General features: G+C 47.3%; 13 protein-coding genes. 7 read left to right on the forward strand and 6 right to left on the reverse strand.

Annotation, left to right across the window (positions count from 1 at the left end):
• Positions 1 to 53: 53 nt before the first annotated feature.
• The 3 genes from MLD56_RS04050 (at position 54) to MLD56_RS04060 (ending at position 2,730) form a co-directional block, all read left to right on the forward strand.
• Complete coding sequence (locus MLD56_RS04050) at positions 54 to 1,166, forward strand: rhamnogalacturonan acetylesterase (RefSeq protein ID WP_029515763.1); 1,113 nt, start codon at positions 54 to 56, stop codon at positions 1,164 to 1,166.
• A gap of 72 nt (positions 1,167 to 1,238) precedes the next feature.
• Positions 1,239 to 2,273 carry a glycoside hydrolase family 88/105 protein gene (locus MLD56_RS04055; protein WP_029515762.1) on the forward strand — a complete coding sequence of 345 codons (1,035 nt, stop codon included), beginning with the start codon at positions 1,239 to 1,241 and terminating at the stop codon, positions 2,271 to 2,273.
• Positions 2,274 to 2,328: 55 nt separating this feature from the next.
• Positions 2,329 to 2,730 (forward strand): sensory rhodopsin transducer, encoded by a 402-nt coding sequence (locus MLD56_RS04060; RefSeq protein WP_029515761.1) that lies wholly within the window; start codon positions 2,329 to 2,331, stop codon positions 2,728 to 2,730.
• A 95-nt stretch (positions 2,731 to 2,825) separates the two neighbouring features.
• Here MLD56_RS04060 and MLD56_RS04065 read toward each other — a convergent pair whose 3' ends face one another.
• The 3 genes from MLD56_RS04065 to MLD56_RS04075 all read right to left on the reverse strand — a co-directional run bounded on the left by MLD56_RS04065 (position 2,826) and on the right by MLD56_RS04075 (position 6,514).
• Positions 2,826 to 3,785: a DMT family transporter gene (locus MLD56_RS04065; RefSeq protein WP_029515760.1), complete on the reverse strand. Its 960-nt coding sequence runs from the start codon at positions 3,783 to 3,785 to the stop codon at positions 2,826 to 2,828.
• Between the two features lie 207 nt (positions 3,786 to 3,992).
• Complete coding sequence (locus tag MLD56_RS04070; RefSeq protein WP_029515759.1) at positions 3,993 to 5,309, reverse strand: glutamate-1-semialdehyde 2,1-aminomutase; 1,317 nt, start codon at positions 5,307 to 5,309, stop codon at positions 3,993 to 3,995.
• An 83-nt stretch (positions 5,310 to 5,392) separates the two neighbouring features.
• Positions 5,393 to 6,514: an LCP family protein gene (locus MLD56_RS04075; protein WP_029515758.1), complete on the reverse strand. Its 1,122-nt coding sequence runs from the start codon at positions 6,512 to 6,514 to the stop codon at positions 5,393 to 5,395.
• A gap of 103 nt (positions 6,515 to 6,617) precedes the next feature.
• Here MLD56_RS04075 and MLD56_RS04080 point away from each other — a divergent pair, with 103 nt between their 5' ends.
• Genes MLD56_RS04080 through bcp form a run of 4 tightly spaced genes read left to right on the forward strand, consistent with a single transcriptional unit; the run spans position 6,618 to position 9,757 of the window.
• Positions 6,618 to 7,658, forward strand: a complete 1,041-nt coding sequence (locus tag MLD56_RS04080; RefSeq protein ID WP_029515757.1) for an ABC transporter ATP-binding protein — start codon at positions 6,618 to 6,620, stop codon at positions 7,656 to 7,658.
• A complete protein-coding gene (locus MLD56_RS04085) occupies positions 7,651 to 8,445 on the forward strand; it encodes an ABC transporter permease (protein ID WP_025718034.1) in 795 nt (264 codons plus the stop codon). Before MLD56_RS04080 ends, MLD56_RS04085 begins: the two co-directional genes overlap by 8 nt.
• Before the next feature lie 4 nt (positions 8,446 to 8,449).
• Positions 8,450 to 9,238 carry an ABC transporter permease gene (locus tag MLD56_RS04090; RefSeq protein ID WP_025718032.1) on the forward strand — a complete coding sequence of 263 codons (789 nt, stop codon included), beginning with the start codon at positions 8,450 to 8,452 and terminating at the stop codon, positions 9,236 to 9,238.
• Positions 9,239 to 9,280: 42 nt separating this feature from the next.
• Complete coding sequence (bcp, locus tag MLD56_RS04095; protein ID WP_029515756.1) at positions 9,281 to 9,757, forward strand: thioredoxin-dependent thiol peroxidase; 477 nt, start codon at positions 9,281 to 9,283, stop codon at positions 9,755 to 9,757.
• A gap of 68 nt (positions 9,758 to 9,825) precedes the next feature.
• Here bcp and MLD56_RS04100 read toward each other — a convergent pair whose 3' ends face one another.
• From MLD56_RS04100 to MLD56_RS04110, 3 genes are read right to left on the reverse strand one after another with little or no spacing between them, the layout of a single operon-like run.
• Positions 9,826 to 10,941 (reverse strand): GerAB/ArcD/ProY family transporter, encoded by a 1,116-nt coding sequence (locus tag MLD56_RS04100; RefSeq protein WP_029515755.1) that lies wholly within the window; start codon positions 10,939 to 10,941, stop codon positions 9,826 to 9,828.
• 17 nt (positions 10,942 to 10,958) lie between these two features.
• Positions 10,959 to 11,195, reverse strand: coding sequence for a hypothetical protein (locus MLD56_RS04105; protein WP_029515754.1), 237 nt, complete (start codon positions 11,193 to 11,195; stop codon positions 10,959 to 10,961).
• A gap of 29 nt (positions 11,196 to 11,224) precedes the next feature.
• A complete protein-coding gene (locus tag MLD56_RS04110) occupies positions 11,225 to 12,334 on the reverse strand; it encodes a GerAB/ArcD/ProY family transporter (RefSeq protein WP_029515753.1) in 1,110 nt (369 codons plus the stop codon).

Here is a 12,334-nt window from a genome sequence, read left to right on the forward strand (position 1 = left end):
TTTATACAATTAAATGGTTGGGATTTGAGGGCGATGGCTGAGAGGTGAGTAAATTGTGGAAGTTTGATTTTGGTCCGGGGGAACCTGCGGATGGCTACAAGGGAGTGTCTCCGGATTGCGTATATACAACTGAACAGGGCTATGGCTTCGAGACTACGGAGCATGTGTACGGTCGAAAAAGGCAGTGTGCAGCTAAGGATGCACGCACGCAGCTACGAAGCAGCTTTTGTATTCCACTGAACGCTGCATTTGTTGCAGATGTGCCAGACGGGATGTATCTCGTCACTATACTGGTCGGCGATTCGCAGGCGGAAACGCTCACGCGACTCAAGGCTGGTGAAGGCAAGCACATGCTTCCCCCGGTACACACGCTGCCGGGCCAGTTCACCGAAGCCCTGTTTGCGGTGCCAGTCCGGGGTGGCAAGCTGCGCCTCACCGTATCAGGCACCGCGCCACGGCTCAATGCGCTGGAGATTGCGCCAGCGCCACAGACCCTCCGGCTATTCCTAGCCGGAGATTCCACGGTTACGGATCAGGACGCATCCGGTTATCCGTATACTGGCTGGGGCCAGGCTTTGCCCGCCCTGTTCAAGCATGATGTCTGCGTGGATAATCATGCCGTATCGGGAAGAAGCTCCAAAAGCTTTGTGGACGAAGGACGGCTGGGTGCCATTTTGGGCGAAATAAAGGCAGGAGACTTCCTGTTCATCCAGTTCGGCCATAATGATCAGAAGCCTGACCCGGAGCGGGCTACAGAGCCTTTTACAACCTACAAGGAGCATCTTCGCCTCTACATCGACGGCGCAAGAAGCCATGGGGCAACCCCGGTACTGGTCACGCCCGTACATCGTCGCTATTTTAATGAGGATGGTACGCTATCTGACACACATGGTGACTATGTAACAGCGGTTCGTGAGCTGGCGGAAGAAGCGAATGTACCGCTGATTGATTTGTCTGCCCGCACGCAGGAGTTATATGAGCAGCTGGGTCCCGAAGAGAGTAAAGAGCTTTTTATGTGGCTGCTGCCTGGTGAATACATGAACTTTTCCGGCGGCTTAGAGGATAACACACATTTTCATGAGAATGGTGCGGTTCGTATTGCAGACATGGTGGTGGATGCTGTGAGGGCACTGGATTTGCAACCGTTACGCATGTATTTACGTTGAAGGACGACCTATTCATATACGGACGTCAAGGAGGTAACTCACGTGAAACTTACCAAAGGGGGGGACGTGGAAATGCCTGCATTGATATTTGATGAAGAACAAGTTAAGCAGGTGATCGACCGGGTAGTTGAACGCACATTTCAAATGCACTACAGCTGGGATTGGCCGGGTGGAGTAGCCTTTTACGGAGTATGCGAAGCGTATGAAGCGACAGGGAACGAAAAGTATTTGATCAAGCTGAAAGAATGGGTTGACGAAAGTATTGAGGATGGGCTTCCATCTCTCTCGGTGAACGGCGTTTCTGTCGGGCACTGTTTGTTGACGCTTTACCAGGCCACAGGTGAGCAAAAATACCTTGATATTGCCATCGAGATGGCAGAATTTTTGGCCAAAAAAGCGGAACGGTTTGCCGACGGCATTTTCCAGCATACGGTGAACTCACTTCATGATGTATTTCCGCAGCAAGCATGGGTGGATACGATGTTTATGGCCGGTTATTATTTGCTGCGTATCGGTCATCTGTTGGGCAACAAAGAGTATTGGGAGGATGGGGTTCGTCAATATCACGGGCATGAAGAATTTTTGCAGGACCCGGATACGAATCTGTATTATCACGGATGGGATCATGCGAATCAAAGCCGGATGTCAGGAATATATTGGGCGCGCGGCAATTCATGGGCAGCTCTCACGATGGCAAAAGCGCTGAAATTTGTGGAGGTGCAGCATCCATCTTATATGATCATCGATGGCTCGCTGCGTGACCAGCTCAATGCGCTGGTGCGACTGCAATCCCCGGAAGGGCTGTGGCATACGGTGCTGAATGATGATACCTCTTATCTGGAAACCTCGGGCTCGGCAGGAATCGCGACTGCCTTGCTTATGCAAGGGCGGTTGTTTAACAAATACACACAAAAGGCGATCGACGGTATTCTTTCCCGCATTAAGGACGACGGCACAGTAACGGGTGTATCCGCTGGAACCGCTGTGATGAACGATATTGACGGCTATCGAAACGTCCCCTACAAACGCATTCAGGGCTGGGGTCAGGGATTGGCGCTTGCTTTTCTGGCTCAACTGTTGCGTACCAAGGAGAATCCATACGGCTAGAAGAAAGGGCATATGCGCTAAAAAGTATTATGGGTAAAGGAAGGAGGCCAATAGTATGGGAAATGCTGAACTTTCTCAGGAAAAGGTGGCTAATCAGCCGCGAGGCAGCCTATTCTGGGTCATCCCCGATGGGTATATTCCACCGGAAAGCCGGGGAGAGCTGCTCAGTCATGAGAGTATATGCGTGCTGAATTGTGGGAGCCGTGTGGCAAATCTAAGTATAGACATCTATTTTGAAGACCGCGAGCCATTGGAGGGATTGATCGAGGTGGTGGAAGGAAGACGAACCCGTCATATCCGAACAGCCTCGTTGGAGAAATCCGGCGAACGGATTCCGACAGGCATTCCTTACGCAATTACGGTCACTAGCGATGTGCCCATCATCGTACAATATAGCAGATTGGACACGACACAGCCGGAATTGGCGTTAATGAGTGTCATGGCGTACCCTATTTAATCCGACGAAGACTAAGAAGTGAAAAAAGAAATCTCCCGGCTGGAATTGCGCAGCTGGGAGATTTCTTTTTTTTGCAGGCAAATTAGTATCTATTTTTAGCCCGTCTTTTGTGATTTTGCCGAAGTTGTTTTGATCGGCGTGAAGTTTTTTCGCCCTCCAAAATTGGTACCCAGCACGCCGATAATGATCATCACAGCCCCAACAATGTGATAGTAGGCGAGCTGCTCCTTCAAAATGTAAGCACCGGCAATCATGGAAATGAGGGTGGATAAATTACCGATCACACTCATTTTGGAGGCTTCGATCCACTTCAAGGCAAAGCTTGATAACAGTGAGGTGACGAGGGTAGACAGAATGCCCAGATAAATCAGTGCCATCCAATAACCAGGCTTCACCAGTGGAGCGGTATAGGCGCTCATGGAGCCGTCTATGGCATGATATCCCAGTGCCACCACGTTAAAAACGATACATCCCAAAATAGAGGTAACGTAGGTCAATTCCATGGGGCTGTACTTTTGTGTTAAGGGCCGTGCCAGTACATTATAACCGGATAGGCATATCGCAGAGAGCACGAGCAGAAGAATACCGCCATAGCTATTGGACGCTAGCGGTGCTCCGCTTTTCATTACAAATATAAAAACCACACCAAAGACAGAGAGCAGTAAGGAAATCTTTTGGACTACTGTTGTACGCTCTTTAATAAAATAAGAAGCTAACAGCAACGTAAAGATGGGAACGGTTGCTTGAATAATTCCACCTTCCGATGAAGAAGTGCTCATCAGCCCGAAGGCTTGCAGTGGAAAATACACTAATGGCGAGAGCAGCGCCAGTGGTAAAATGCGCAGAATGTCACGCAATTTGATGTTGAGCTTAATCCAACCAAGCAGCACTGGAACGGTCAAAGCGATAAAAGACAGCGCAAAGCGGTGGGCGATCACATCCAGCGGGCTCGCCTCTGTGACCGTCAATTTTACAAATAAAAATGAAAATCCAAGTATAGCTGCATAGCTGAGAGCTGCCAGATAGGCGGCTCCATTTCTGGAACGACTGTGCATAATAAACCTCCGTAGTCATGACCTTAACCTGTGGTTCTCTCAATATACCCGGATGGCATAACATGATACAATCCATAAAATCTGCAACTGTACGGGTACAGTTGTAAAATAAAAAAAGCCGGAACGAAGTCCCAGAGGTCGAATACCCTTCCCTAAGACTACTTCCAGCTCTTATCAAAATTCATATTCTATCACTTACTGCTGGGTTTACTTCCCTTGTGACATCGCCCGGAACGAATCGTCCGCCGCTTCCAGCGTAGCATCTACATCTTCGTCCGTATGCGCTGTTGTGAGGAACCAGGCTTCGTACTTGGATGGTGCCAGATGAATACCTCGATCCAGCATGTGACGGAAGAAGGATGCGAATGCTTCGCTATCCGTATCCTGCGCCTGTGCGTAATTCGTGATCGGATGATCACAGAAATGCGTCGAGAACGCTCCACGAATACGGTTGATCGTCAATGGCACGCCATAGCGTTCGGCAGAGGACTGAATACCGTCCGTCAGCCTCACAGCCAGACGTTCCATCTCTTCATACACGCCTTCTCCTTGAAGGACTTCAAGGCAGGCGATGCCTGACGAGATGGACGCCGGGTTGCCTGCCATCGTACCCGCCTGATAAGCCGGGCCGAGTGGGGCAACCTGCTCCATGATCTGTTTGCTGCCACCGTAGGCACCAATTGGCAGACCACCACCCATGATTTTGCCCAGCGCGGTCAAATCTGGCTGAATCGCATCATGGTTGTCCAAACCTGCATACGTTTGGATAGAGCCGAAGTGGAATCGGAATGCGGTAATGACCTCGTCATAAATGACGAGTGAGCCGTTCGCACGCGCCATGGAGCACAACCCTTCCAAATAACCGGGCTGCGGCATAACCATGCCGAAATTACCGACAATAGGCTCGACCATGACTGCCGCCACATCGTCGCTCCAGCGCTCCAAAGCTTGGCGCAACGCGTCGAGGTCATTGAATGGCACAGTAATGACCTCGCTCGCAATGTTGGTTGTAATGCCTGCACTGTCAGGTATGCCCAGCGTGGAGGGTCCGGAGCCAGCAGCTACAAGTACCAGATCCGAGTGACCATGGTAGCAGCCGGCAAATTTGATGATCTTGTTCCGCCCAGTATAAGCCCGTGCCACACGAATCGTCGTCATGACTGCTTCTGTGCCGGAATTCACAAACCGGACCTTGTCCATAGAAGGAATGGCTTCCTTCAGCATCTTGGCCAGTTTGATTTCCAATACCGTTGAGGTTCCGTATAATACGCCGTTCGCGGCCGCTTCGCTGATCGCCTTGGTAATATGGGGGTGAGCATGTCCGGTAATAATAGGGCCGTAGGCCGCCAAATAATCGATATACCGATTATCATCCTCGTCCCAGAAATGAGCACCTTTAGCGCGTTTCATGAATACTGGAGCACCGCCGCCCACAGCTTTAAAGGAACGTGAAGGACTGTTAACGCCCCCGACAATATGCTCCAGGGCTTCTTTATATAGTGCTTCGGAGTTTTTCCGTTTCATCATCAAAAACTTCCTTTCCGTTCATTAAAATAGGGTATACACACGCCAAAGGGCAGCGTTCACGGCTGCCCCTGCATACATCATTATAGCTCTTTTTGACCTGTCTTTGTTGTTGATTGTTTGGAAGCATTCTCATCACTGGCTTTACTGCCCCCTGTAAAAGAAGCTTTATCCGTCTTGGTAGACGATGCACTGTCTGGCTGTTTTGTTTCGGTCTGATCCTTATTTTGTTCCTGTGTTTGTGTGGGTGGATTATTAAAAATATCCTGCACATACGTTTTCAGTTCTTCCGGATCGCGGACAGTAAGAACTGCCGCGCCGCCCACATTCTCTTCTCCGAGCATCTTCATCGGTGGAACCTGTTCACTGCCTGCAAAGTTGCTTTGGTACCCCACATTCGCCAGCTTCCACATATCGTTAACACTGAGATTTGTGTCGATGTATGGGTTAACCTGCTCTAAAATGTTCGGCAGGTTGGCGATGGAAGTCGTGGTCTGCATTTTCTGGGCTACGGCCTCCAAAAATGCGCGTTGCCGTCCTGATCGGGAGAAGTCGGACATCGCATCGTGGCGGAACCGCACATATTGAAGCGCCGTGTTGCCATCCAGATGCTGCATACCCTTTTTCAAATCAATGTCGTACTGATGTTTATCTGCATTACTTGTATAATGCATATCCTTTTCCACTTCAAAATCAATCCCGCCTACGGCATCCACCAGTTTGATAAAACCCTGGAAATCCGTGTACACATAATATTGCACCGGAATGCCTAACAGATCGCCAGCCGTCTTCATGGCTGTGTTGGGTCCGTGAGTAATGGCGGTATTAATTCGATTTTTTCCGTAACCGGGAATATCCACGTACGTATCACGCAAAATAGAGAACAGGTGGATTTTTTTCTTGACGGGGTCCAGTGACACGACCATCATGCTGTCTGATCGGGGGACTTCCCCTTTCTGGATACCGCGCCCATCGACACCCATTAGCAAAATATTGACCATATCGGTACCTTCCCACTTGGGCGGTTCTGGCGTACGAACCTGATCGACCTGCTTTACATTTTTGAAGGGGGAGTTAGCACCCTCTTTATGCAGATTATCCAGCTGATTATAAATAGATGTAAAATAGTACACGGCAAAGCCGACAATCGCGACGATTACCACGGCTAGAACCGACCATATCGTCCTTTTGGTTCTGCTTGTCATGGATGCTCTCCCTTTCGCTTTTCAGTTCATTACATTATAATTTCTTTTTGGAGCACAATCAATTTAACTATGGATTTTACAAATCCTGATTGAGAGGTATAACATGCTGGCAATAGATGTGCAGGATCTGCGCAAAACATTTAAGGTTCAAAAAAATCGCGAGGGCTTAAAAGGCGCCTTCCTTGATTTATTTGCCCGCGAATACAACGAGGTAGCCGCGGTCAAAGATATATCTTTCCGTATTCCGCAAGGAGAAATATGCGGTTATATCGGTGAGAATGGCGCCGGAAAGTCCACCACGATTAAGATGCTGACAGGCATTCTCGTGCCGACATCGGGACATCTCAAGGTGGGCGGTTATGTCCCCTATGAGGAACGTGAGAAATTTGTAGGCAACATTGGTGTTGTTTTCGGTCAGCGCAGCCAGCTTTGGTGGGACATCGGTGTGATCGAGTCTTTTCAACTACTGCGGAAAGTATATCAGGTTCCGGCTACTGACTTCAAACGCAGGCTGGATGAGCTGGTGGAGAGACTGCAATTGCAGGATCTGCTAAGCCGCCCGGTACGCAAGCTTAGTCTCGGGCAACGGATGCGCTGTGAGTTGGTAGCAGCCTTGCTGCACAATCCGTCTATTGTTTTTCTGGACGAGCCGACCATTGGGCTTGACATTATGGTGAAGTCCGAAATCCGCGAGTTTCTGAAGGACATGAACCGGGATCACGGTACGACTATTTTGCTGACGACCCATGATTTGCAGGATATTGAAGCGCTGTGCTCGCGCGTCATTATGCTGGATGATGGGAATATCATTTATGATGGTGGTCTTGAGGATCTGAAGGCGCGTTGGGGTACAGGTCGAGAAGTACGGTTCCAGTTCGGCACATCGACCCAATTGGAGCAATTACAGGCATGGACTGCTGATATGCCATTGGCTTGGACGGTGGATAATGATTTGGCTGCCAAGGTATGGATTCCTCTTCATATTAATGTATCGGATGTGCTCGCTTGCGTAGTCGGTCGCACGGACATTACGGATATCAAAATCATTGAAACCAACACGGATGATATCGTCCGCAGTATCTATCAGTCTGGCTCGGCGGAACGCCAGGGCAATCCGGTAGTGGAGGCCAAAGTTCATGCTTAGCGTATACACCGATTTTATTCGTATTCGATTTCTCACGATGCTGGCTTATCGTGTGAACTATTATTCAGGAATCCTTATTTATTGCATGAATATTGGCGTGTATTATTTCACATACAAAGCGATATATGGCGATGCGGGTAGCATTGGAGGCTTTACCGCTGCTCAGATGACGACGTATGTAGCCGTATCGTGGATGGCGAGAGCCTTTTATTTTAACAATCTGGATCGTGAGATATCGACGGATATTCGTGATGGAAGCATTGCAATTCAGATGATCCGACCTTATAACTATGTACTTGTTAAATTTATGCAAGGACTCGGCGAGGGAATGTTCCGTTTTCTGTTGTTTATGATTCCAGGTATGGCGATTGCGTTGCTGCTATTTCCGGTGAAACTTCCCACGGATCCGGTAGCCTGGGTTGGTTTTCTGGTCATGCTGTTTTTCAGCTTTATGATCAACACTCAGATCAATATTATTACGGGATTAACGGCCTTTTTTATCGAAAATAATGAGGGCATGATGCGTATGAAGCGCGTAGTTGTAGATCTGTTTTCTGGATTGATTTTGCCAATTAGTTTGTTCCCAGGCTGGCTGGCGACAATCGCCCAATGGATGCCGTTTCAGGCAATTACCTATTTGCCGGGCTCTGTATTTACGGGACGTGTAAAAGGCGTTGGCATTTGGAATGTACTGGGTATCCAAATCATTTGGCTGGTCGTTCTGCTCGTGCCGATGATCATCATTTGGCGACTGGCGCGCAGACGTCTGTTCGTGCAGGGAGGGTAAGCCGATGATGTACTATTTGGGTCTCATTAGCGAATATTTAAAAAATTACATGAAGTCACGGCTCACCTATCGGGCCGACTTTTGGGTAGAAGTTATTTCAGATCTGTTGTTTCAGGCCACGAATCTTATTTTTATCCTGGTTATTTTTATGCACACAGACAGTTTGGGTGGCTGGAGTGAAAATGAAGTCGTGTTCGTTTATGGATTTTTTATGGTTCCTTACGGACTATTCAGCTGTTTCGTCAACCTTTGGAACTTTAGCGAGCGTTATATTGTAAAAGGTGAACTCGACCGGGTAATGACCCGTCCTGCGTATAATCTGTTCCAGATTTTCCTTGAAAATGTGGACCCGCCCGCACTGGTCGGCTCAGTGATCGGTCTGATTATTATGGGGATCAGCGGGGCACAGATGGACTTGGCTATGGAGTGGTGGTTCATACCGGCGCTGATCATTTTGAGCCTAAGTGCCGTGGCGATCTATACGGGGATATACACCATATTGACTTCCCTTTCGTTTTTTTCGGATGCGCCGACAGGAATTATTCCGCTCATGTACAATATTCAGGGCTACGGACGTTATCCAGTAACGATCTATAACCGAGCCATTCAGGTTGTGCTGACTTGGATACTACCGTTTGCTTTTGTTGGCGTATATCCAGCCTCCCTGTTCCTTCACCGAGAGGACATGCGCCATATGGCGCTCTTAACTCCTGTGATGGGAATTGTCTTTCTGACCTTGGGCTTACTGGCATGGAACTGGGGAATTCGCCGCTACAGAGGGGCAGGCTCATAGGTCAGGTTATATAAGAACCCCCACAAGATAGGAGATGATGAGATGTCCGCGGCATTTACCGTTATTGGACAAGCGGCACCGGATTTTGAATTGCCTGGCAGTGAGGGAAAGCATGTTAAGCTGTCAGATTATCGAGGCAGTAGGGTGTTGATATATTTCTATCCCAAGGACTTGACCTCTAGCTGCTCGACACAGGCTTGTGATTTTCGGGATAAACATACGGAGTTTGAAGGTTTGAACACGGTGATTCTGGGGATAAGCCCTGATCCACTCAAGCAGCATGACAAGTTTATTGCCAAGTACGGACTCCCTTTTCAGTTGTTATCTGATGAAGAGCATCAGGTCGCTGAGACGTATGGTGTATGGCAGCAAAAACAGATGTACGGCAAGCAGTACATGGGCATTGTTCGGTCTACGTTCCTTATTGATGAAAATGGTATCTTAGTTCACGAATGGCGTGGTTTAAGAGTAAAAGGGCACATTGATGCTGCGCTGGCATACATTCAGGATATGGCGTAAGTGAAGAACAAAAAAACCTTTTGGAATCGGATTATGCTTCTTTAAGCATCGGTTTCAAAAGGTTTTTGTTAATTTTTGGATACGTCCTGTCGATGCTTCCACTTTTGCTTGCAGAAATAAACACCCCATAAAACAAGCGGAATGATCAAGCCGTTTGTATAATGCCAGGTAGACATGGGATAAACAAGAGTTCTTACATAATAAAACACATTTGGGGTTATCAAAATGGTCATACCAAACACAAGCGCTCCTGCGGGGATGACAAAGGGGCGGATATTAGAAATTCGGAATAGCTGGGTTGTTCCGAAAGTAAACGCGTAAAAGAAAAGGACACCTTTGAAATAGGCAGCAAGTGCCCAGGTTAAAGTTACTAACGATTCGACTCGTGTAATATAATTGAGCTCGTTAATCTTTGTTGTGAGAGCAGAAGAAATGTATGGACTATAATTGGTCACAAAGGGACCAACGACAAGGAGAGAGAGAAGCAGAAACACGCTAATCAGGAATCCGCCTATAAGAGAGGTGAGCAACATGTCCTTTTTAAAATGGGCTTTTTTGTTTACATAAGGAAAAACCATGAGCATAATAGACATTTCGGCAAAAGGCATAGCCACGCCTGGAACCATTCCTTTAGCAACAGGAGCTAACCCGTTTTCCAAAACAGGCCGTACATTAGAAAGCTGAATTTGTGGCAGGAGTGCAAGGATCAGACCGGAGAAGATTAATATATATGCTGGTAATAGCATCTCGCTAACACGACCGAAAACTTCAATTCCCATTAGCGCAGTAAGCACCATTAGGGAAATTCCCATAACGAGCAGGACATGCAGAGGGGTTTGTACAAATAACTGGGTAGTCAGGTAATCGCCTACCTCTCTAGCAATAAGAGCGGTGTTCATTAAAAAATAAAACAAATACCAGCAGGAGACAATGGTTCCGAATACAGGCCCGAAAATTTTACGGATCGCTTCAATAAGTGTAAGGCCCGGGTAGAGTTCATGGACACGAAGGAGCACGTAAATAATAATTAAACCTAACGGTATGGACAGTATAGAGCTGATCCAGGCATCCTGATGAGCAATATGCGTAATCATAGTCGGATAAATTAAGAGCATATCCCCGATTAAACACATAAACATAAGGACAGTCACTTGCCGAACACTGATACGTTCTTTTTTTGACATTTGTGGCTGCCTCCCTTCTAAAAGCCAAATACATGTGAAATAAAAGCGTTAACAGGGTTATAGATGATCTCTATCAGAATCAGCGGACTTGGCGTAACCTCTAATTTGGCAGCAAGAATACTAAGCCATGTGCCTAATCCGAGCATAACGATGTACACGAACATATCCTTAAAGCGATGCTTTCGGTACAAGCCTGGCAAATCTTTGGCAGCGATGGCTAAGCCGATACAGATAATGATAGTGGTAATCAGCATGTCGATGCTCCTTCCTTTGAGGGTGAGGCTCAACCAGATCCCAGGCTATGATTGCCTTTCGATCTCAACTTGTATACGACAAGCAGCAGTAAAGGCAGGACAACGGAATCCGTCAAATCCCAATAAATCCAAGCGTGGACGATCGTATCCAGATAATAAGTAATGTTGGGTGCCGACACGATAATCAGACCAAACAGGATCATAAAGCTAGGGCCAAGAAAGGTCCGTACATTGTCTAATCGCAGTAGCTGAGTCATTCCTAAGGTAAAGGCATAGAAGTGTAAAATGGTTTTAACAAAGGTAGTGATAATCCAGGCTATGCTCATCATAGATTCAACTCTCTGTAAGAAATTTCCTATGTTGATTTTTTTAGATAGCGTATAAGAGGTATACACACTATGTTCGGTTACAAAAGGGCCCAGAACCATGAGAGAAACCAAGAGTAGTACGCTTAACAGAACGCTGGCAGTAAGTCCGGCTAGCAAAACCGATTTTTTTAGACCCGGTTTTTTGTTCACATAGGGAAAAATCATGAGTAAAAAAGCTAATTCTCCGAATGGGTAGGACAGTGCAAATAGGCTGCCTTCCATAATCTTGGGAATACCTTGCTCCAGCATAGGCTTAAGCTGCTGACTTTCACATTGGGGAAGCAAGCACAGGATTAAAAACAAAGTGAAAGCCAAGCATAATGGTAATAAGATTTGAGCCGTACGAGCAATAGGCTCTAATCCCATATACATCCCCCACATAAGCGCAAGAATTAAGAGTAAATTGATAACAGGCAGAGGCGTCATAACATAAGTCTGGCTGTTCATAAAATCCCCGACCTCTCTTAAATAAATCGCGGAATTCATTAATAAATGGAACAAATACCATATCGAGATGAGGGAGCCTAGCCACGGTCCCAAAATTCTCTGGCAGAGTTGAATAAAGGTGAGATCAGGATATAGCTGATGTACCCGCAGGAGTAGCAGTAATACAGCCAATCCTGCTGGGATACTTAGGAATGAGCTGATCCAGGCATCCTGCTTGGATATGCTTGTAATGAGGGAGGGATACACCAATACGCAGTCTCCGATAATACTCAAAAATACGAGTACGGCTATATTTCTGATGCTGATACGCCCTTTCTCCTCCAC

It is taken from the genome of Paenibacillus peoriae (assembly GCF_022531965.1).
GTDB classification, from domain to species: domain Bacteria; phylum Bacillota; class Bacilli; order Paenibacillales; family Paenibacillaceae; genus Paenibacillus; species Paenibacillus polymyxa_D.

Bases quoted from the DNA above. Each gene is read 5' to 3' on its own strand.
- MLD56_RS04055 (WP_029515762.1), top strand. From the start codon at position 1,239: ATGCCTGCATTGATATTTGATGAAGAACAAGTTAAGCAGGTGATCGAC.
- MLD56_RS04060 (WP_029515761.1), top strand. From the start codon at position 2,329: ATGGGAAATGCTGAACTTTCTCAGGAAAAGGTGGCTAATCAGCCGCGA.
- MLD56_RS04065 (WP_029515760.1), bottom strand. From the start codon at position 3,785: ATGCACAGTCGTTCCAGAAATGGAGCCGCCTATCTGGCAGCTCTCAGC.
- MLD56_RS04070 (WP_029515759.1), bottom strand. From the start codon at position 5,309: ATGAAACGGAAAAACTCCGAAGCACTATATAAAGAAGCCCTGGAGCAT.
- MLD56_RS04075 (WP_029515758.1), bottom strand. From the start codon at position 6,514: ATGACAAGCAGAACCAAAAGGACGATATGGTCGGTTCTAGCCGTGGTA.
- MLD56_RS04080 (WP_029515757.1), top strand. From the start codon at position 6,618: ATGCTGGCAATAGATGTGCAGGATCTGCGCAAAACATTTAAGGTTCAA.
- MLD56_RS04085 (WP_025718034.1), top strand. From the start codon at position 7,651: ATGCTTAGCGTATACACCGATTTTATTCGTATTCGATTTCTCACGATG.
- MLD56_RS04090 (WP_025718032.1), top strand. From the start codon at position 8,450: ATGATGTACTATTTGGGTCTCATTAGCGAATATTTAAAAAATTACATG.
- bcp (WP_029515756.1), top strand. From the start codon at position 9,281: ATGTCCGCGGCATTTACCGTTATTGGACAAGCGGCACCGGATTTTGAA.
- MLD56_RS04100 (WP_029515755.1), bottom strand. From the start codon at position 10,941: ATGTCAAAAAAAGAACGTATCAGTGTTCGGCAAGTGACTGTCCTTATG.
- MLD56_RS04105 (WP_029515754.1), bottom strand. From the start codon at position 11,195: ATGCTGATTACCACTATCATTATCTGTATCGGCTTAGCCATCGCTGCC.